This is a genomic window from Segatella copri (assembly GCF_949820605.1).
Taxonomy (GTDB): domain Bacteria; phylum Bacteroidota; class Bacteroidia; order Bacteroidales; family Bacteroidaceae; genus Prevotella.
On the sequence record NZ_CATKVU010000006.1, the window covers coordinates 1365116 to 1387587 of the forward strand.

General features: G+C 41.1%; 16 protein-coding genes and 2 tRNA genes. 15 read left to right on the forward strand and 3 right to left on the reverse strand.

The features are described 5' to 3' along the window. Positions 1-99: 99 nt before the first annotated feature. Both RCO84_RS06870 and gyrA read right to left on the reverse strand, forming a co-directional pair. Entirely contained in the window at positions 100-1308 is a 1209-nt protein-coding gene (locus RCO84_RS06870) for a hypothetical protein (RefSeq protein ID WP_317584458.1), read from the reverse strand. A 54-nt stretch (positions 1309-1362) separates the two neighbouring features. Next, entirely contained in the window at positions 1363-3999 is a 2637-nt protein-coding gene (gene gyrA, locus RCO84_RS06875; RefSeq protein WP_317584460.1) for a DNA gyrase subunit A, read from the reverse strand. 284 nt (positions 4000-4283) lie between these two features. Between gyrA and RCO84_RS06880 the strand changes: the two genes are divergently transcribed. From RCO84_RS06880 to RCO84_RS06935, 12 genes are all read left to right on the forward strand, one after another. Then, on the forward strand, positions 4284-6962 hold the full coding sequence (locus RCO84_RS06880) for an ATP-dependent Clp protease ATP-binding subunit (RefSeq protein WP_317584461.1): 2679 nt from the start codon (positions 4284-4286) through the stop codon (positions 6960-6962). A gap of 164 nt (positions 6963-7126) precedes the next feature. After that, positions 7127-7199: transfer RNA gene (locus RCO84_RS06885), tRNA-Thr, on the forward strand. A gap of 32 nt (positions 7200-7231) precedes the next feature. After that, positions 7232-7302, forward strand: a tRNA-Gly gene (locus RCO84_RS06890). A gap of 129 nt (positions 7303-7431) precedes the next feature. Further along, a complete protein-coding gene (locus RCO84_RS06895) occupies positions 7432-10035 on the forward strand; it encodes an SLBB domain-containing protein (protein WP_317584462.1) in 2604 nt (867 codons plus the stop codon). Between the two features lie 200 nt (positions 10036-10235). Next, entirely contained in the window at positions 10236-10454 is a 219-nt protein-coding gene (locus tag RCO84_RS06900) for a hypothetical protein (RefSeq protein WP_153085499.1), read from the forward strand. Between the two features lie 78 nt (positions 10455-10532). Next, positions 10533-11597 carry a Wzz/FepE/Etk N-terminal domain-containing protein gene (locus RCO84_RS06905; RefSeq protein ID WP_317584465.1) on the forward strand — a complete coding sequence of 355 codons (1065 nt, stop codon included), beginning with the start codon at positions 10533-10535 and terminating at the stop codon, positions 11595-11597. After that, on the forward strand, positions 11578-12849 hold the full coding sequence (locus RCO84_RS06910; RefSeq protein ID WP_317584467.1) for an oligosaccharide flippase family protein: 1272 nt from the start codon (positions 11578-11580) through the stop codon (positions 12847-12849). The genes RCO84_RS06905 and RCO84_RS06910 overlap by 20 nt, the downstream gene beginning before the upstream one ends. Then, a complete protein-coding gene (locus tag RCO84_RS06915; RefSeq protein ID WP_317584469.1) occupies positions 12849-14027 on the forward strand; it encodes an O-antigen polymerase in 1179 nt (392 codons plus the stop codon). The genes RCO84_RS06910 and RCO84_RS06915 overlap by 1 nt, the downstream gene beginning before the upstream one ends. A gap of 35 nt (positions 14028-14062) precedes the next feature. Further along, a complete protein-coding gene (locus tag RCO84_RS06920) occupies positions 14063-14974 on the forward strand; it encodes a glycosyltransferase (protein WP_317584471.1) in 912 nt (303 codons plus the stop codon). After that, the gene (locus tag RCO84_RS06925; protein WP_317584472.1) at positions 14971-15846 is read left to right on the forward strand and encodes a glycosyltransferase family 2 protein; all 876 of its coding nucleotides are present in this window, start codon (positions 14971-14973) and stop codon (positions 15844-15846) included. The genes RCO84_RS06920 and RCO84_RS06925 overlap by 4 nt, the downstream gene beginning before the upstream one ends. A gap of 14 nt (positions 15847-15860) precedes the next feature. Continuing rightward, a complete protein-coding gene (locus RCO84_RS06930; protein ID WP_317584474.1) occupies positions 15861-16970 on the forward strand; it encodes a glycosyltransferase in 1110 nt (369 codons plus the stop codon). Between the two features lie 24 nt (positions 16971-16994). Continuing rightward, positions 16995-18125: a glycosyltransferase family 4 protein gene (locus RCO84_RS06935; RefSeq protein ID WP_317584476.1), complete on the forward strand. Its 1131-nt coding sequence runs from the start codon at positions 16995-16997 to the stop codon at positions 18123-18125. A 291-nt stretch (positions 18126-18416) separates the two neighbouring features. Here RCO84_RS06935 and RCO84_RS06940 read toward each other — a convergent pair whose 3' ends face one another. Beyond that, a complete protein-coding gene (locus RCO84_RS06940) occupies positions 18417-19592 on the reverse strand; it encodes an ATP-binding protein (RefSeq protein ID WP_317584478.1) in 1176 nt (391 codons plus the stop codon). Positions 19593-19708: 116 nt separating this feature from the next. Here RCO84_RS06940 and RCO84_RS06945 point away from each other — a divergent pair, with 116 nt between their 5' ends. The 3 genes from RCO84_RS06945 (at position 19709) to RCO84_RS06955 (ending at position 22318) form a co-directional block, all read left to right on the forward strand. Beyond that, on the forward strand, positions 19709-20812 hold the full coding sequence (locus RCO84_RS06945) for an MraY family glycosyltransferase (RefSeq protein WP_317584479.1): 1104 nt from the start codon (positions 19709-19711) through the stop codon (positions 20810-20812). Next, the gene (locus tag RCO84_RS06950; RefSeq protein WP_317584480.1) at positions 20809-21438 is read left to right on the forward strand and encodes a sugar transferase; all 630 of its coding nucleotides are present in this window, start codon (positions 20809-20811) and stop codon (positions 21436-21438) included. Before RCO84_RS06945 ends, RCO84_RS06950 begins: the two co-directional genes overlap by 4 nt. 127 nt (positions 21439-21565) lie before the next feature. Then, the gene (locus RCO84_RS06955) at positions 21566-22318 is read left to right on the forward strand and encodes a DUF3800 domain-containing protein (protein WP_117726936.1); all 753 of its coding nucleotides are present in this window, start codon (positions 21566-21568) and stop codon (positions 22316-22318) included. Positions 22319-22472 lie beyond the last annotated feature (154 nt).

Below are 22472 nucleotides of genomic sequence, written 5' to 3' on the forward strand. Positions count from 1 at the left end.
ATCTTACCGGAACAACCCTATCTCAAAGAAACAAAAAAAGGATGCCACACTAGGTGACATCCCCCTATGAGAATCAAATACTTATTTGAAGTTCAATCTTTACTTGCTCTCTTCCTCAGCCTTCTTGGTCTCAGGTGCATTAGGACCATAGTAGCCATAGTAAGCCTGGTAACGGGTGTAACCCCAATTAGCCTGAGCCTTCTCTGGATCGAGCTGCTTAGCCTTGTCGAGAACCTTGATAGCCTCCTGGTAAACAACCTTGCGGCCGTTAGGATCCTGCAAGTTACCAGCCTTGCTGTTGTAGCAAGCACCCAGATAAGTAAGAACAACTACGTTATCCTCCTTTGCAGCAAGAGCCTGCTTCAAACACTTGATAGCGTTGTCTGCATCGTTCTTCTGGATATACATCATACCCTTGTTGGCAAGAGCTACAAAGTTGTTAGGGTTCTTTGCAATAGCTGCGTCCAAAAGTTCAGTCTGCTCCTTCTCCATCTTCAATGAAGAGTACATAGAGTTCAAACCATCGAGAACAACCTCATTGGTCTCGTCCTTTGCAAAGATATCCTTGAGCTTGTTAACATAGGCAAGAGAATCCTCGTGAGTCTTCAAGCCGTCCTTCATTACATAGAGCTTGAGGTTGAGGGCATCCTTAGCCTCCTTCTCACTCTTCATGGCGATGTCGCAATACTTCTCGCAACGGGCAGCATCCTTAGCCTGGTATGCATAACGGGCTGCAAAGAGAGCAACCTGACCGATATAGTCCTTCTCGCTATCCTTCTGCTTCTGGTCTACAGAAGCGAAGAGAGGCTCATTGTCTGTATCGAGGAATGCACCCCAATACTTCAATACCTCATCAGCCTTACTGTTCTGGGCTGCTGTCTGACCCGCATTAACGAGCTGAACACGAGCACCCCATACACGGCTAGCGTTGTTGTTAAACTTAGGAGCAACCTTACCCTTAGCGTTAGGAAGCTGGTCGTACTTGTAGCACTCAATAGCATTGATCAATGCATTGTAAGCGCCCTCAGACATAGCAGCCTCGTCAACCGGGTCGTTCTTCTTCATGATCTGATTGGTCTGCTGGATGCTCTGCTGGTCATTGAACTGCTTCATAGCGAGATCAACGAGCTTGTTGTAAGCCTTGGCCTTCTCTGCATCGTTAGCCATCTGACCCAAATTCTGCTTAACCAAAGCCTCAGCCTCGGCATAAGTCTTAGCCTTCATGACTGCCTTGAGAGCGTCACTGTCGCCTGCGAATGCTGATGTGGCACCTAGTACCATCATTGCAGCTACTAAAAACTTTTTCATTTTTCTTAATGAGTTTAAAAGTTGTTGTTATTTATTTTTTACGCGTCTTTTCTTTTATTTGAAATTTACGTTGCCCGAATCGGTATCCTCAGCTTCAGATGCTTCGTCAGCGAGATGAGCCTCAGCCTCAGCAGCCTCTTCAGCAGTCTTGGCACCTACGGTATCATTCTCTATCTCCTCGCTCTTCTTAGCCCAGGCAGAACGGCTCTCCTCTTCTACAGAAGCCTCGAGGTCAGAACTCATCACCTTGCATACGCTGGCAATGACATCATTCTTCTTGGCAAGGTTGATGAGGCGGACACCCTGGGTAGCACGGCCCATGACACGGCAATCGGCTACGGCAAGACGGATTACGATACCACTCTGGTTGATAATCATGAGGTCGTTATCATCGGTTACGTTCTTGATAGCTACCAGTCGACCGGTCTTATCGGTAATACTCAGTGTTTTCACACCCTTACCGCCTCGCTTGGTAACGCGGTAATCGAGTACGTCAGAACGCTTACCATAACCCTGCTCGCTCACTACCATCACGGTTTCCTTCTCAGGATCGTTGACAACAATCATACCTACTACGGCATCATCACCCTCATCGAGACGCATACCACGAACACCGGTAGATGTACGGCCCATTGTACGAATCTCGTTCTCGTCGAAACGGACAGCACGACCATTGCGGTTGGCAATAATCAGTTCGTTATGCCCGTTTGTCAGACGAACATCTACCACCTCATCGCCCTCTACGATGTTGATAGCAATCACACCGTTGGCACGTGGACGGGAATATGCCTCCAGACAGGTCTTCTTCACGGTACCATTCTTGGTAGCGAAGACTACATAATGGTTGTTGATGAACTCTGCATCATTCAATCCCTTCAAGCGGAGGAATGCATTCACCTGGTCATCGCTCTCGATGTTGAGGAGGTTCTGGATGGCACGGCCCTTGGAGTTGCGGTCGCCCTCAGGAATCTCGTAACACTTCAACCAGTAGCAGCGGCCCTTCTTGGTGAAGAACAGCATGGTCTGGTGCATGGTAGCAGGATAGATATACTCGGTGAAGTCCTTATCACGGGTACGGGCTCCCTTAGAACCTACTCCACCACGAGCCTGCTCACGGAACTCTGACAATGGGGTGCGCTTGATATATCCGAGATGACTCACGGTGATAACCACTGGGTCGTTTGGATAGAAGTCTTCTGGATTGAACTCATGGTCATCTGGTTTAATCATGGTACGACGTGCGTCACCATACTTCTCCTTCACCTCGTTGAGTTCATCCTTCATTACCTTCTTGCAGAGCTCAGGATCGTTCAGAATCTGGTTCAAGTAGTCGATGGTCTTCATCAACTCGTTGAATTCATTGTGCAACTGCTCCAGACGCAAGCCTGTCAACTGGCTGAGGCGCATATCCACGATGGCCTTACTCTGAAGTTCATCGAGTTCGAAACGCTTCTCCAAGTTGCGCTGGGCATCAGATGGAGTCTTGCTGGCTCTGATAATATGTACCACCTCATCAATGTTGTCGCAGGCAATGATCAAGCCCTCGAGAATATGAGCACGCTCCTGAGCCTTCTTCAGTTCGAACTGGGTGCGGCGGATCGTAACATCATGACGATGCTCTACAAAATACTTCACACACTCCTTCAAGCTCAAAAGACGTGGACGGCCATTAACAAGTGCGATGCAATTCACTGAGAATGAACTCTGAAGAGCTGTCAGCTTAAAGAGTTTATTCAGAAGAACATTAGCATTGGCATCACGCTTCACATCAACAACGATACGCATACCCTGACGGCCAGACTCATCGTTTACATTAGCGATGCCATCTACTCTGCCTTCCTTGGCAAGGTCAGCAATAGCCATCACGAGCTGCTCCTTGTTAACACCATAAGGAATCTCGGTGATAACAATCTTGTCATGGTTTTCACTACTTTCAATCTCGGCAGTGGCACGAACCACGATTCTGCCTCGACCCGTTTCGTATGCATCCTTCACACCCTGTATACCATAGATGGTAGCACCAGTTGGGAAGTCAGGAGCAGGGATATACTGCATCAATCCATCGGTGTCGATGTCAGGATTATCGATATATGCACAGCAACCGTCAATTACCTCACCCAGGTTGTGGGTAGGTATATTGGTAGCCATACCTACTGCAATACCGTTACCACCATTTACCAGAAGATTAGGAATCTTGGTAGGCATCACGGTAGGTTCCTGCAGGGTATCATCGAAGTTGTTGGTCATATCAACCGTTTCCTTGTCAAGGTCATCCATGATATGCTCACCCATCTTGGAGAGGCGGCACTCTGTATAACGCATGGCAGCAGGAGAGTCACCATCAACAGAACCGAAGTTACCCTGTCCGTCAATCAAGGTATAACGCATGTTCCACTCCTGTCCCATACGCACCAGAGCGCCGTAAACAGAAAAGTCGCCGTGAGGGTGATACTTACCGAGCACCTCACCAACAACACGCGCACATTTCTTATAAGGTTTGTCACTGGTGTTTCCAATGCCGAGCATACCGTAAAGAATACGGCGGTGCACAGGCTTGAAACCATCGCGTACATCAGGGAGGGCACGAGCCACGATAACAGACATCGAATAATCGATGTAGCTCGACTTCATCTCCTCCTCAATGTTGATCTTCATGATTCTATCATGATCCATTGTCTGATTTTCGTCCATTTCTTATATTAATGTATTATTATTTATTCGTTACTTTCAAAACGCCTGTTTTCCATCCGGAAATCGCGTTTAAGGGCATTTCCTTGCGTTCTAAGCCGTTTTACCCTTTTGAAATTCCCGACAAAGATACAAAAAAAAATGATACTAAAACGCTTTAGAGGCGAAAAATCGCATTATTTTAGCATTATTTGTATTTTAACAATGCAAAAAAGTTGGCATATCATTTGCTATTATTGAAAATAATGTGTACTTTTGCACTGAGATATTAAAAAATATAAGCAAATATGATAAATCCGTTTTCACATATACAGGACATACTGAACAGAAGTAGCAAAGAAGCAGCACGCACCTTGGGAAGAGAAATCAGCGTGGAGCATCTGATGCTGAGTCTGATTAGCCAGAACGACAGCGATGTCAACAAGCTCCTGAAGGGCGCAGACATCAGTCCGATGGCTTTCAGCGGAGTCCTTAACAGCAAACTGGAAAAGCGTGTGGAAGAAACTCCTGCCGATAACGTGAAGGAGAACAGCCACATCCCATTCAGCCAGATAACAGACAGCATTATCAGAGACTCTATCCGCGAGGCAAACAACTACGAGCACTCCAAAATTGTAGAGCCAAGACATCTGCTACTTGCCATCTTGAGAAATGACAAGAACCCTGTAGCCAACTGGCTGAGTCAACTGGGTTTAAGCTACGACCGTGCCATCGAAATGCTCTACCCTACTGACAAGGATGATGAGCAGAAGACAGAAGAGCCGAAGGATTTCAAAATGGAACCACAAACACCAGATTCAGAAACCCCTGATGCTGGCAGGCAGGAAGAAGCAGAGAACCTGGAGATGGCTGGTGGAATAGAAACAGAAGATGACTACAACGAGCAGAACGACATGATGGAAACTGACGAAGAGCCATTCGATATGGAAAAGGATCAGAACCCGATGAGACTGTCTACCCGTTCAAATGGAACTCCGCGCAAAAAGAGCAGCACCCCTACCATCGACAAATTCAGTTTCGACCTGACCAAGGCTGCAGCCGATGGAAAACTGGATCCTGTCGTGGGCAGAGAGAAGGAGATTCAGCGCGTGCTCGAGATTCTGGGTCGCAGAAAGAAGAACAACCCAGTATTAATAGGTGAACCGGGCGTAGGAAAGAGTGCCATCGTAGAAGGACTGGCACAGCTCATCAACAACCAGGAAACATCGCCTATGTTCTTCAACAAGCGTCTGGTTAGTCTCGACCTGACTGCCATCGTTGCAGGAACCAAATTCCGCGGACAGTTTGAAGAGCGCATCAAGAATGTCATCAAGGAACTGGAGGACCATCCGGAGATCATCATCTTCATAGATGAAATTCACACCATGATAGGCGCCGGTTCCGGCGAAGGAAGCATGGATGCCGCCAACATTCTGAAACCAGCCCTGGCAAGAGGTATCATCCAGTGTATCGGTGCCACCACACTCGATGAGTATCGTAAGAGCATTGAGAAGGACGGAGCCTTGGAGCGCCGTTTCCAGAAGGTTATCGTTGAACCGACTACACGCGAAGAGACCCTGCTGATACTGCACAACATCAAGGAACATTACGAGAAGCATCACTGTGTGAGATATACAGACGAGGCTCTCGAGACATGTGTCAAACTGACAGAGCGCTATATCACCGACCGCCACTTCCCAGACAAGGCTATCGACGTGATAGATGAAGTCGGCTCGCGCGTACATATTAATAATGCAAGTGTTCCAGCTCCATATATCAAGCTGGAAAAAGAACTGAAAAAGATAATCAGCAAGAAGCAGCAGGCTGTAGCAAACCAGAACTTCGAGATGGCAGCCTCATGCAGAGATGCCCAGACCAAGATTGAGAAAGAGATTGAGGACATGAAGGCGCAATGGCAGCAGGGAGAGATTGGCGAATATGTTGAGGTGACAGCCGAAGACATTGCCAACGTTATCAGCATGATGACCGGCGTACCGGCCCAACGCATGGCAGAGGGTGAAAGCAAACGTCTGAAAGAGCTGGAACACAACCTGAAGCACAAGGTGATTGCTCAGGATAATGCCATCAACAAGATGGTAAAGACCATTCTGAGGAACCGTGTAGGCTTGCGCGACCCTAACCATCCTATTGGCGTATTCATGTTCCTGGGTCCTACAGGTGTAGGTAAGACCTATCTTGCCCAGAAACTTGCCGAGGAAATGTTTGGTTCGAAAGATTCACTCATCAGAATAGACATGAGCGAATTCTCCGAGAGTTTCAACGCCTCACGTCTGGTAGGTGCACCTCCAGGATACGTAGGCTATAACGAAGGTGGACAGCTGACCGAAAAGGTACGCCGCAAACCATACAGCATCGTATTGCTCGACGAAATCGAGAAAGCCAACAGCAAGGTATTCAACCTGCTCTTACAGGTACTCGACGAAGGCAGACTTACCGATGGCAACGGCCGACTTATCGACTTCCGCAACACCATCATCATCATGACCTCTAATGCAGGAACCCGCCAGCTGAAAGATTTCGGCAGAGGCGTCGGCTTTACTTCTGCAGGTATAAAAGGCGGATTGGCGATGGATGAGAAAGACAAGGAGTATGCCCGCAGCATCGTCCAGAAGAGTCTGAGCAAGCAGTTTGCTCCAGAGTTTCTGAACCGTCTCGATGACATCATCACCTTCGACCAGCTGGATCTCAATGCCATCAAGCGCATTATTGACCTCGACCTGGAAGGACTGGTCAAGAGAATAGAAGACTTGGGATTCCATTTCCAGATTACCGAAAAGGCAAAGGAGATGGTAGCCAAGAAGGGATACGATGTGCAGTTTGGTGCCCGCCCACTCCGCCGCGCCATCCAGACCTACATCGAAGATTCCGTTTGCGAGATGTTACTCGATGGCACAATGAAGCCAGGCGACACCATCTCGGTAGGCAAAAATTCGAAAAAAGAAGAATTGACATTCAAGAAACTATAATCTGAAGAGGGACTATCCACTGGCGATAGTCCCTCTTTTATTATGAACCCGGTATAGCAACCAACTAACTTTAGTTAATAAGAGTTAACTACGAGAAAAGTTTAGGCAATAATTTCTTATTTCAAAAAATATTCATTACCTTTGCATCTGCTTTCGGGCAAAAAGCCATGATGGCTCAGTTGGTAGAGCAACGCATTCGTAATGCGTGGGTCGCGGGTTCGAGTCCCGCTCGTGGCTCTTTCTTGTGAAAGGAGTTAGTATTTTCCTTCGCGAGATTAGCACATCGGTAGTGCACGGGCTTCCCAAGCCTGTGAGGCGGGTTCGACTCCCGTATCTCGCTCAGAACATCAGTAACCCAGGGTTGAACCCTGGGTTTCTTGTTTTTATTAACATCTTTTCAGCCTTCTATAGCAACAAAATCACTTTTTTCGAGTTATTACATAAATATAACTAAGATAATAGAACAATAATGAAGAAACATATCATACTTGTACTGGCGCTCGTCCTGTCTTCAGGACCACTTTTCGCACAGAGTTCTCACATGACCGATGATCAGGTCATGAGCTTTGTGGTGAAAGAACATGAGCGTGGCACAGCCAATTCGCAGATTGTTACCAAACTGATGCAGAAGGGCGTAGACATCTCCCAGATTCGACGTGTACGCAATAAGTATCAGAAGATGTCGCAGCAGAATGAGCTCTACAACACAACCGCTGCAGGAAATGCAGGCAACAAGAGAATGCGGACCAACAATGGTAAGCAAAGAGAAGATTACCAGGACAAGGACAAAGAGAAGCAGGCTTCAACCTATAGCAATTATCGCATCCAGAGCAAGCAGAACGACAGCTACAACTCATCTTATGATGAAACCAACCCAGATTATGATGATTTCAGCAAGGAAATGAACGCCCTGGTACCCGATACAGCTACCATGGTAAAACAGCTGCAGGCTGAGCTCAACCAGAAGCGCAGTAAGGTTTTCGGCCGTGACATCTTCAATAACAAAGACCTCAGTTTCGAGCCAAATATGAACATCGCTACCCCACAGAACTATCGTCTGGGGCCTGGCGATGCCGTCATTATAGATATCTATGGCGCCTCTCAGAAAACCATCGAGAGCACCGTTTCGCCAGATGGTGAAGTAACCATCGAGGGTTATGGACCGGTCAGTGTTTCAGGCTTAACCGTAGCTCAGGCTAATGCCCGCCTGCGCAATACCGTGGGCAGCAGATATCGTTCAAGCCGCATCAAACTCACTGTAGGACAGACCAAGACCATCATGGTAAACGTAATGGGCGAGGTTAAGATTCCGGGCACCTATACCCTCTCAGCCTTCGCTACCGTATTCCATGCACTCTACATGGCTGGCGGAACCAACGATCTGGGTACATTGCGAAACATCAAGGTATACAGACACAACAAACTGGTAACGGTTGTTGATATCTACGACTATATTCTGAACGGCAAACTGACGGGTAATGTCCGCCTTGCCGACAACGATGTCATCGTAGTAGGTCCATACGATTGTCTCGTCACCATCGCCGGAAAGGTAAAGCGCCCGATGATTTACGAAATGAAGAAGAACGAGAGTGTCAATTCCCTTCTGAAGTATTCCGGCGGTTTTACAGGTGATGCCTACAAGAAATCAGTAAGACTGAACCGCAAGACCGGCAGAGAACGTGCCGTATATAATATAGAAGAGTTCGACTTCTCCAGTTTCCGTATCGATGACGGCGACTCAATCAGTGTAGACAGCATCCTGCCACGCTACGCCAACACCGTAGAGGTGAAAGGAGCCGTATTCCGTCCGGGCATGTACAATCTGGGCGAGCAGATCAACAGCGTACGCACCCTGGTAGAGCATGCCGAAGGATTAACAGAGGAAGCCTTCACCAACCGTGCCGTTATGCACCGCATGAAGTCTGACCGCTCACTCGAAGTAGTAAGTGTAGACATTGCCGGCATCATGAACGGCAAGACTCCAGATATTCCATTGAAGGAAAACGATGTTCTCTTCATCCCTACCCGACAGGAAAAGATTGTAGAGCGCACCCTCACCATCCGTGGCGAAGTGCAGTATCCAGGCGTCTATCAATATGCCGACAATGAGACCCTCGAAGACTTCGTTCTTCAGGCAGGCGGCTTGACCGACAAAGCTTCAACCGTTAATGTAATGGTAAGCCGTAGAGTAGCGGATGCCAAGGCTTTACGTCCAGATAGCGTTATCGCCAAGACCTACACCCTATCTCTCAAAGACGGCTTCGTTATCGACGGCACCCCTGGCTTCAAGCTGATGCCATTTGATGAAGTAATGATCCGTCAGAGTCCGGCTTATGTAGAGCAGCAGAACGTATCGATTACCGGTGAAGTGATGTTTGCCGGTCTCTATACATTAGACCGTCGCAACGCCCGCCTGAGTGAACTCTTCAAGAAGGCAGGTGGAGCTACCGACCAGGCATATCTCAAGGGAGCCCGCATCATCCGCAAAGCCAACGAGCAAGAGAAGCAGCGCATGGAGGCAGTATTGAAGATGCAGCGCGAAGAGATGCAGAAGAACCTTCTGCAGCTTGCCGCGAGCAGCAACAATGCCAGTGCCATCTCGCAGACCTCTAAGGATGTAGAGCGTACCAACATAGAGAAGTTCAACGTACCTAGCGAATACCCTGTAGGTATCGACCTTCCAGAAGCACTGGCGAACCCAGGCAGTGATGCCGACATCATCCTGCGAGAGGGCGACCGTCTGGTCATTCCTCAGTACAATGGTACGGTAAAGATCAATGGTGCCGTAATGCTTGCCAATACAGTAGCCTACGAAAAGGGCAAGAAGGCAAGCTACTATATCGATCAGGCAGGTGGTTTTGCCTCAGATGCATTAAAGAGCAAGGCATACATCATCTATATGAATGGTAAGGTAGCCAAGCTCTCGCATGGTGCCAAAGTGCAGCCAGGCAGCGAGATTGTCATCCCAACTAAGCTGAAGCGCAAGATGAGTACCGCCGAAATGATGAGTATGGGAAGCAGCATGAGCAGCATCGCCGCCATGATTGCTACGATTGCCAATATGAGTAAGTAAGTGAAGTATGACGGCACTGAAACTCTTACCAAATGTCCTCATTTCAAAGAATGGATAACAACAATTGAAACTGAAGTATCAAATTCGCTGAAAGAATAGACAATAATTGGTAACAACTGCATAACAGATTCTCATCCAAAAGTTTGGCAGATTCGAAGAAAAGTTGTAATTTTACAAGAAATAACATAAAAATAAAGAAAATGGACTTAAATACATTAATAAATGCTAGATTAGAAATGATGGGCAACGACAGACCATCAAGTTCTTGCAGTACGCATGGTGATACAAGAAAAGAAGCTATTGCACAAGCAATAGAATTTCTCCAGCGCGAATACGAGTCTAATGAACTTGATGAACCATCCGAATATGGCTATCGAGTTAATGTAGAAATCTTTAAGAAAGGCAAGCCGAGATTCTAAAATAGTTTTTTGCCAAAAACTCGGAGAATCTGGGTAATCGTTGTACTTTTGCATAGAAAAATAAAAGTAGATAGAAAAATGAGTGAAAATACAGAATATAGTTATAAAACAGCAGATCAAGCATCCGCTAATCTCGTTCATCTGGTTTCTTTACTAAAAAAGAAACTTTTAGCGATCCTAATATTTACCTTTAGTGTGATGATACTGACTGGCATATACATTTTCAGTCTGCCAAGAACGTGGAAATCAGATACGATACTCTTGCCTGAATCATCAGCAAATTCGGTATCAGGAAATCTTGGGTCAATAGCAGCAATTGCTGGAATAAAAATGAATACAGGTTCAACAGAAGATGCTATCTACCCTGAGTTTTATCCAAAAGTATTAGGATCTACTATATTCCTTACCGAATTGCTCAAACAAGAAATAACCGTATCTCGCCTTCATAAGAAGGTAAGCATCTTTGAGTATTTTGAAAATTGTCAGATTAAACCGTGGTGGGGCAAATTGTTCAATTTAAAGAAGGAAATTATAAAGTCAAATATAAATCCTACACATATATCCAAACAGCAACAGACTATTGTTGATGCTCTATTTGGTTCGTTTTTTTGCAGTGTGGATAAGAAAACAGATATGATTTCGGTAAGCGTAACAACTCTTGATGCAGATGTTTCTGCACAAATTGCAGATTTGATCCGCAAAAGATTGCAAATATACATCACACAGTATCGTACAAACAAATCTCGTAAAGACGTAGAGTATACAAGAAAGATTGTTGCTGAGTCAAGAGCTCAATACATTAAAGCACAACAAAAGTACTCAGCTTATTGCGATGCCAATGAAGATATTGGTCTCATGTCTTTTACACAGGTTAGAGACCGATTGGAGAACGAGATGCAGATGGCATACAACATGTATCAACAATCAGTGCAACAGATGCAACTTGCTCAGGCAAAACTTCAAGAACGAACTCCAATATTCGTTACAATACAACCTGCAGCAATACCATCTAAGCCATCTGGACCAAAACGAATAATAACAATAGCTCTAATGTCGTTTTTAGCCTTTTTCTGTAGTTTTTCCTTCTATATGGTCAAAGATATATTCAATCAAAAAATGGGACATGCAACCAACGAATATTAAACAACAATTTTTAACAAACCGCCAAGATCTGGTTGATACCTTATATCTTATGATGTTACAAGGTATCAACCAGCTACTTCCTATTTTTGTGATGCCGTATCTCATGATAAAACTCGGTGCCACAGGTTATGGTTATGTTGGATTTGCTCTGTCTGTTATACAATACCTGATTATCATTGTTGATTTTGGATTTAATCTCAGTGCAACCAAACATATAGCAATGGTAAAAGATGACTATGCTGAACGGAGTCGTGTTTTTTGGAATGTAATTGCAGCCAAATCAGTATTGTTAACTGTTTCAGCAGTTATACTTGGTACTTTGCTTGTCACTGTACCCACTTTTCAATTCTACTCTAGAGCAATCATCGCTACATTTCCAATGCTACTAGGCTCGGTATTTACATTTATGTGGTTTTTTCAAGGAATAGGTAAAATACGTTTATTTTCTATTATAAACACAATATCTAAGGTTACCCTTCTGCCACTCATATTTATTTTCGTGAAGAGTCCTAATGACTATGTACTAGCAGCATTTCTTCAAGCTGCAGTATTTCTGTTTACTGCAATTATTTCTAATGTATATATAATATACAAACGACTTATAAATTGGGTGCCACCAATATGGACTGGGATACAAAGTGAGCTACATACTAGTTTTCCTCTATTTCTCTCATCGGCTTCAACAAGCATATATACACAACTAATCGTTGTTGTACTCGGCTTCTATTGTACAACTGATATCATTGGCAAATACTCTTCTGCAGAGCGTATCATGCGAGCAGTGTGCTTTCTTGTTTACACCCCACTCAACCAGGTATTCTTTCCAAAGATCAGTTCTGTATCTGCAAAGAATTGCAGTGAGGCACGCCGCTTATTTGGACAAGTACGCATACTTGTATTAATGGTCATGGCAATTGTAGGAGTAGCAATCTGGACTAGTAGTATTTGGCTACCATCAGTACTTGGTGAAGACTACTCCGGTCTTGATATCTATTTGAAAATTTTCGCACTTACTCCATTTGCTATTGGAGTTGGAGGTGTTTATGGGCAAATGGGGCTAATAGCTCTAGGGAACGAGCACACTAGCCATCGTTTTCGTGATGTATATTTCATAGCAGCGATTGCATCAATTTGCATGATGTTAATTTTCATACCTTCCCTTCAAGCCGTTGGCGCTAGTATTGTTGTAACAACAACAGAAGTTGCCGTGGCTATCTTAATGATATATAACTATAAAAAATATATGAAATAATGTTGATTGTAACTTTTCTTTTAGCAATTTTAATAGTAGGCATAGGCTATTATATATCGCATGATATATTTTCGCCATACGTAGCAGTACCAGGTGTATGGGCTATTGCTATACTTATATACTATTTCCTACCAAATACATTTTATCCTATCAAGAATAATTTTCCATTCATTCTTACAGTATGGATTGTAGGATTTGTTGTTGCATCTATCGCATGTGATTATATAGCACCACCAGCCTCAAAAATTTCAAAAGAAATACAGCCGAACCAGAATATTTTATTGGTCTATTCTATCATAACATGTATTTCTATTCCCATAGTTTGTGCAGTAATTATAAAACAAGCATTTATGGAAGATCCAGAAAATATATTTCGATACATGAGAATGATGAGCACTGGTCAAGATGAAAATATAGAGATGCCAAAACTTGGCATATTACTCTATTTTGTATCACTTTCCTTTGTTATGATATTTTTTTCTTTGCTTTATTTCAAAAGTAAAACAATGAAAATCATCATAATTCTACTGAATCTTTTATTGGCAACAGTAACTATGGCAAAAACTTCCTTCTTGGGTGTAATGTTCTCATCGTTATACCTTTGTTTTCAACAAGGAAAAATCAAAGTTAAGCATTTGATTATAGGATTGATAATTTTTATTGGATTTAGTTTCGTATTACAATCTGTGCGTGCCGTTGGAGAAGACATGGAAGCTACTAATTTCCTTGCACTTTATTTATCCAGCAGTATGGTTGCATTCGACTATTATGCAGTTCCATGCTCTTCCCCTATAATAGGCATGCATACATTCCGAATTATCTATGCAATAGGCCATGCTATCGGACTTACAGAAGCTCCAACAGACACGATACTTGAATTTGTATCAATACCAGATATTACCAATACATATACAAATATGTATCCCTTTTATGAAGATTTTGGTACTCCTGGAGTATTTCTATTTTCAATAATATATGGCATCTTTTATGGGTACTTATACAAAAAAAGTAGAACTGGAGGAAAACTAGAATTGATACTCTACGCGATTTTTTTAACATTTGTATTGATGGAATTTATCGGAGAATTTATATTTACAAATTTTTCCATTACGATACAGTATGTATTCTTTGCTTCTTTACCTTTTCTTTTCAGCAAGCAAAAAGGTAATTTGGCTTGAAACTAATTCGGTTTTAAATATTTAATTTTGAAGAAATGAACAACATTGATATTTTGATGGCAACATACAATGGAGCATCTTACATAAGAACTCAAATTCAGTCGTTACAAGCCCAAACTTTGACCGATTGGAAATTATATATTCATGACGATGGTTCTTCTGATGACACCATGAGCATCTTAAAAGAAATGAAAGCAATGGACAGTAGAATCAATATAATTGAGGACGGGATAAGATTTCATGAAAGTGGGCTCAATTTCATGCACCTTCTAAAATTTTCAAAAGCTCCATTCTGTATTTTCTGCGACCAAGATGACATCTGGCTAGAGAACAAACTAGAACTGATGCTTAGATTCATTGAAGCAAAAGATAATACAATACCACAGGCTGTATATTCTAATTCTTATGTATATATACCGGAAACATCTGATATTAGCGGCTATGCTACTCTTTGCTTTCCCAAAAAACTAAAAGATGCATTGTTTCTAAACAGTGGCATACAGGGTTGTGCTCTAATGTTTAACGCAGCTCTGCGAGACATTTGTAAAAATGCACCAGACATAGTAGCAATGCATGATCATGTATTGACAGTTTGTGCTGCTGCCCTAGGAGAATTATCTTATCTCAACAAGAGGCTGATGCTATATCGTAGACACCAATCTACTGTTACTGGACCTACTGCTAAGAAACTGTCAGATAGATACAATTCATTCTTTGATATGGACAAAACAGTTATGTCTCACAAACACTATCAGGCATTAAAAAGTTTGTATCAAAAGTATGAAACGTATATTTCTGATGACAACAAGAAAATATTTTCCGACTATTTCCGTTTTGAAAAAGAATGCCGTATACGAAGATTCTTTCATGTACTTGCAAAAGGCTATAAATTATATGGACGAACTTCTATATTGGCAATAAAAGTTTTATTAAGAAAATTTGTATGAAAATATCAATATTTACACCAACATATAATCGCGCCTATACCTTAGGTGCGCTGTATGAAAGCCTGCGAAAGCAGACTTGTCAAGATTTTGAATGGATTATTGTTGATGATGGCTCTACGGACAATACAGAGGAACTATGCCATAGATTTAATTCTGATTTGTTTCCCATTCACTATTTTAAAACTCAAAACCATGGCAAACATGTTGCCATAAACTTTGGGATACAAAAAGCTCTTGGGGAATGGTTCTTCATTGTTGACAGCGATGACCAGTTACCAGAACACAGTATAGAAAATATCATAAAAGAATCAAAAAAAATTAGTGACAACAAAGATATTGCTGTACTCTGTGGCATGAGATTTTACAAAAATGGAGAACGAGTTGGAGGCAATTTAAATTTCAAAGAAATCGATTGTTCTGCTCTTGATTTTAGATATAAATATCATATTAAAGGCGATGCTGCAGAAGCTATACGTACAACCGTTATTAAGAAATATCCATTTCCTGAATTTGATGATGAGCGATTTTGCCCAGAAGCATTACTGTTTAATCGTATAGCTAGAAAATACAAGACACATTATTTTAATAAAAATGTATACTTGTGTGAATACTTGACTGATGGCCTCTCCGCAAAAATCACCAAGATTAGAATGAATAGTTGGAAAGGAACTTGCTTGTGTTATTCTGAACTTGCAAATAGTTCTGTACCCTTTAAGATCAAGTTGCGTTCATGGCTCAACTTTTGGCGTTTTCATGCCTGTCATAAGTCAGAAGAAGTATATGACAATTTGTTCAAAATACCTCGATGGTCAAAAATCATCAAACCTTTCGGATATATTATTCATATAATGGACTTAAAAATCATCAAATAATTAGAAAACGAGAAATGAATATTATTCATATAATAAACACTCTTGAAATAGGAGGAGCAGAGAGACTATTAGTAGAAACTTTGCCAGAAATCAAACAAATGAAACATGACGTAAAAGTTATCCTACTATATTCGTCAAACAGCAATTTTGAAAAGAAGCTGAAACAAAATGGGATTGAAGTGATTGCTCTCAACCATAAACATGAAGCGTATAATATTTGCCTCATAGCCAAACTCCACCAACTAATAAAAGATGCAGATGTTGTACACTCCCATTTGTTTCCATCACAATACTGGGCTGCACTAGCTCATTGTGGCATCAAAAAAGGAATACTAGTAACTACAGAGCACAGTACATCAAATACACGTGCGAAGTATTGGCTAACTACACAAATTGACAAATGTATATATTGCTTGTATGATGGCATTATCTGTATTTCGGAAGCAACAGCTGATTTTATGCGCAAACGTACACCCCATAAAGTCACTATCAAGGTCATTGAAAATGGCGTTCGATTACCATCTGTCAGCAGTCAAAAAGACTTGAATATTCATCGCAAAGACATTGTTAGCGAATTGTCAGATACCAACTTCGTAATATTACAAGTTGCACGTTTCTCTACGCAAAAGAATCAAGACTGCTTAATTCGCGCCCTGAAATTACTACCAGACAATATTCATATACTATTTGCCGGATATGGGAAACGTGAAGAAGTCTGTCGCCAATTAGCTGAGAAAGAAGGTGTATCTGAACGAACTCATTTTTTAGGTATGCGAGAAGATATTGCACAACTATGGAGTATAGCAGACTTAGGTGTAATGTCATCACACTGGGAAGGTTTTGGCTTGGCTGCAGTGGAAGGTATGGCATACGCCAAACCTGTCATTGCATCAAATGTTCCTGGACTTGCCGAAGTTGTTGGTAACAAACAACTATTATTTTCTCCAAACGACGAGCATGAGCTTGCCGTAAAAATATTGCAGTTTTATAACGATAAGAAAATGCTCAAAGATATTGGAATAAAATGCCAAAAACAGGCTAGTAAATTTGACATCAAGAACATGGCGGCTCAATATGTAGATTTCTACAAACAGTTGCTAAAACAAAAGAAAGATAAACAATAAATCAATTCTAAAGAACATCAAATTATGAAAATTATATTTTGCGATAATACCTTATGGGGATTGGTAAATTTTCGAGGCGAAGTTATAAAACATCTCAAAAGCGAAGGACATGAAGTTGTACTTGTTGCTCCAGAAAAAGAAGACAAACAAATGAGAACTACCATTCCAGATGGTGTGCATTACATTCCAATCAAAATGGAGCGCACTTCTCTGAACCCAATAAAGGACATAAAATACTTTCGTACGATGCTTCATATTTTCCGCAAAGAAAAACCAGATTACATTTTTACATACACCATCAAGCCAAACATATATGGATCAATTGCCGCAAGACTAGCTGGATGTCGCTCTACTGCTATGATGGCTGGGTTAGGATATATTTTCATAAATAACAGTATCGTCCTACGTGCAGCAAGAGTTTTCTATCAATTTGGACTTTCATTTGCAGAACATATAATAGTGCTCAATGACTATAATCGCCGGCTAATTGAACAAAAGCATTTATGTACCCCTAAAAAAATTGTTTTTTTAGAAGGCGGTGAAGGCATCAACATAGACAACTATAAGAAATATAACAATGCCTCTAATGATACAACATTTTTGTTTATCGGCAGAATTTTGTGGGATAAGGGTTATGATGAGTTTACGAAAGCAGCCCGCAAGGTAAAAGTTTTATATCCTAATGTGAACTTTGAGTTATTAGGCTCTCTTGACTCCAAATATCCGAAAAGCGTACCTGAAGAGCGCCTTCGTAAAGACGAAGAAGATGGAATAGTAAAATATATCGGTTTCACACACGATATGGACAAGGTGTTTCAACGAAAAGGCATTGTTATTACTGTGCCGTCATATAGCGAAGGTATGAATCGTGCCCTAATGGAAGCGTGCGCATCAGGCAAGCCTATTATTACTTCAGATATACCAGGCTGTCGTGAAGCTGTGATTGAAGGCAAAAATGGCTTTCTTGTACCTGCCCGCAATGCTGATGCATTAGCGGAAGCCATGCTAAGATTTCTACAACTCTCTCCACAAGAAAAACAGGACTTTTCAGATGAGAGCCGTAAAAAAGCCGAAAACCTATTTGATGTCCAAAGAGTAATAGCTAAATATACAAAGATTATTCATCAGAATGAAGCCCTCATGACAAATAAATAGTCGCCAACGTGAATGAAAATTAATAATATTAGCTTATCTTTGCAGTTGTAAGTGTGTCCTGAGACAGAATGAAATCTAATAAATCTATCCAATATAGCCAATATCAGACTTCATTCTGTCTCAGGACACACATTCTTCTGCAAAGATAGGCGGTTATGATTATACATAAGCAGAACTTTACATCTTTTTGTACCTATTGGTGCGCTATGATGGTACCAATTCATGTTCGATAGATAGAAAATACCAGATCATTAGTCCAAAAATAAATCATTATTTTTACCTAAAAGCATTTTACTTCACTATATTCTTAATAGCATTGCTTACTTGCGAAGACTCCTTATGCAACATTATCGGAAGAATCATACCAAACATCGCATTTCGTACTTCTCGGTTAGGATAACCTAACATATAACTGCTACCTACTACCTTTTTGATTGTAAGATAACCGGACTGATAAAGGAAGAGTTTTGGATCATTCATATTGACATCACTCATTTCCAAATAATCAGAATCAATCAAACAATTGTCCAGCTCAGGAATCTCGTTGATGAATTTACGCAAGACCTTGAGCAACATTTCGTTGGAACCAGAAGCTATCCAATAAGAATTTAGGCGCAGATTAGCCAAGGCATTACATACACTAAAAGGATTGTAAACACCGACGAGACTACGAGAGAAATGATAGCCATCATAGATAGAACTCATTGTATCCATAAGGGCACTCTTCGTGATAGCATAGTTATCTGCCAATTCAGATAGCTGTTCTGAAAAATAGAACTGGATTTCATCTTTAGTCAAACCACATATTGTTGCATACTCATTCCTAAAACTGACATTAGTTAATGTATTAAGCATACTAAACAAACTTATCTGAGTAAACTTAGTAATGCCAGTAATAAAGACGCACTTGATGCAGTAACCATAGTCTTTTAACCCTGTAAAGAAGTTACGATATATCTCACAGCATGCATCATGATGATTGGTTTCATAGGTATGCTGCAAAGGAACATCATACTCATCTACTATAATAGCTATCTGTACTCCCGCCTGTTCGTATGCTCTTTGGATAATACCATTTAAACGATTACCTAAAGACTGCTCATCCGGATTTCTGCCATATATCTTCTCGTATGAAGCCAATACATTGTTCAAATATTCTGTAAGCGTCTGTGCAGAAGAACCACCCAAACTCATACTGAAATAGATTACAGGACGTTTTACCCACTCCGATTCAAGTTCCATAATTTTGAGACCTTCAAAGAGTTCCTTTCTACCCTCAAAATAACATTTAAGGGTAGAGCACAAAAGAGACTTACCGAAACGGCGTGGACGGCTCAGGTAATTGTATTTAGTACCATTAGCCAGTTTCCAAACCATATCAGTCTTATCAGCATAGATATAATGATCTCTACGCATCTCTTCAAAATCCTGTATGCCTAAAGGCAATTTTCTATTCAGTTGCGTCATCTTGTCTCATTTTTCTGCAAATATACTCCTTTTATATGAAACAGCCAAACAATTTTTATGTTTTATACAATATTCACGTACCTTTTCAGTTTATATAATAAAATGAAGATATAAATATGTTAACAGAAATATTACCAATCATAGGAGCATTCATACTGAGCATGACATGTGGTGTATTTTTCATTCCATCAGTGCTGAAATTCTGCAAGAAAAAAAAGTTGTATGATATTCCAACCCTAAGAAAAGTGCATAGCGCACCTATACCACGATTGGGTGGCATTGCATTCATACCAAGCATGATGATTTCTGCTGTGGCTGTATTGCTTATCATAGCTACAAATAATATTCAAGACAAAATCTCTCTCAGTATGTGGAGCGTAGGTTTTATCTTGAGCCTGTCGATTATCTACTCTGTAGGAATCATTGACGATTTAATCGGTCTTAATGCTAAAGTGAAATTTGCCGCTCAAATTCTCGCTGCCAGCATCATGCCTATATGTGGGCTCCAGATTAACGACCTCTATGGTTTGTTTGGTATTTACAAGATACCTTCGAGTATTGGTATTTCTCTCACAATCTTTACATTTGTGTTCATAGATAATGCACTCAATCTGATAGACGGCATTGATGGTTTGGCAACAAGTCTTTCCATCATAGCTCTGCTGGGTTTCTTTTATTGCTTCATACCATACGATTTGATTGCTTATGAAGTAATGATTGCAGGATTGTTAGGCGTTCTGGTTGTATATCTGTATTTTAACATGTATGGGAAAGTAGAAAAAGGAACCAAGATATTCATGGGCGATTCGGGCAGCTTAACGTTGGGATTCTTCTTGGCATTCCTATTTGTCAAAGCAATTGCCGTAAATCCCAATATTATGCCAATGTCTCCAAAACGCGTTCTGATAGCATATAGTCTGCTCATCATACCTACTTTTGATGTCGTACGAGTAGTGTTACATCGCATCAGAAACAGAAAACCAATCTTTGATGCAGACAAAAGCCACATACATCACAAGATATTGGCTATGGGATATAACCAACACTATACGTTATTCTTTATCATCCTACTAACCCTAACTTTCGTTGGCACCAACGTAATACTTGGCAATATGAATATAGGATTAACAGGTATCTTACTTATCGATATAGCCCTCTATACGATGCTACACATCGGTATCAATCAAAAAATCAAACTAAAGAAAAAAGTAGAGAAATGACCATACAAAACAAAACAGAAACCAAGAATAGAAACAACAGAATGGAGCGTTTCGTAAAACGTTCTACAGATATTCTTGTTTCTGTACCTTGTCTCGTTCTATTCTCTCCCCTATTTGTCATTATCTCCTTAGCTATCAAATGGGAAGACGGATTACCAATCATCTACAAGCAAGAACGTATAGGTTTGCACGGGAAACCTTTCAACATCTATAAGTTCAGATCTATGAAGGCTGATGCAGAAAAAGATGGTCCAAATCTACTAGAGATTGAAGGCGACACGCGACTCACACGTGTAGGAAAATTCATAAGAACACACCATTTAGATGAACTTCCACAGTTATGGAATATTCTAAAGGGAGACATGTCGTTGGTCGGTCCCCGCCCGGAACGGAAATACTATATCGACCAAATCATCAAGCATGACCCTCGATATACTTATCTGTATCAGATCCGACCGGGTGCTACTTCTTATGCCACCCTGTATAACGGATATACGGATACGATGCCGAAGATGTTGAGAAGACTGAGTCTTGACCTCTACTACCTGGAACACAGATCCTGGTGGTTTGATGCAAAGATTCTGTTCAAAACTATGATGAACATCCTGTTTGGCAAAATATTCTAATGATGAGCTACTGATGCAATAAAGGGGTGAATACTTGTTCATAGCGATCTTTTAAGTTATTTTATCTCAGCAAACTTTGTAAATAGAAAAGAAAGTTGTATTTTTGCATTTTAAATAGGCAAAAATTATGGCGAATAAATTTATATTGTATCTTGATGAATGCGGAGATCAAAACTTAGCAAGTTTTGACCCACAATTCCCTATATTTACACTTTGTGGTATTGTTGTCTCCGAGGAACAGGACAAAGTGTTGACAGAACGAATCAATGTCCTTAAAAAGGAAATCTGGAACAATATAAATATTATTTTTCATAGTCGGGATATAAGAAAGTGTCAAAATGGATTCGAGGTTTTGTTTGACCTTGATGTCAAAAAACGATTCTTCCAGGGTGTTAATGATATACTTGGAGATAATGGATATGTCGTAGTTTGCTGCTCGATATTAAAAGAACCATATATCAGGCAGTATGGTAAACTGAATGATGTATATGGGTTGTCTTTATCGTATATCATGGAAAGAGTCGTGTTTTATTTAGACTCTCTTGATTTGACTGACATAGAACTTTGTACCATTATCGAAAAACGTGGCAAAAAGGAAGATGCATCCCTTCTTAATTATTATAATCAGCTGTTAGACAGAGGAACATATTGGGTGGATAGTCATCGAATGAAAAAAGTTTTTAAAAAGTTCGACATGAGATGGAAATCTGAAAATATAATTGGACTTCAGATTGCTGACTTGATAGCTTATCCGGTAACTCGACATGTTTTGAATCCTAATGGAGTGAATCTTGCTTTTGATGTACTGAAAAAGAATATCTTCCAATTAAACGGAAAGGTATATGGTATGAAGATTTTCCCAAAAGAACAAGGAAAATAATACAAAAAAAAGAGTCACTGTGAAGTAACCCTTTCCCGACCGGGGACACCCCAATCCTGAATAAAGAAGCCTTTATCCGATTGCAAAGATATGGTAATTCTTTTATATATGCAAATAAATAGATGATTATTTATTGATTTTTTAAAGAATTAAC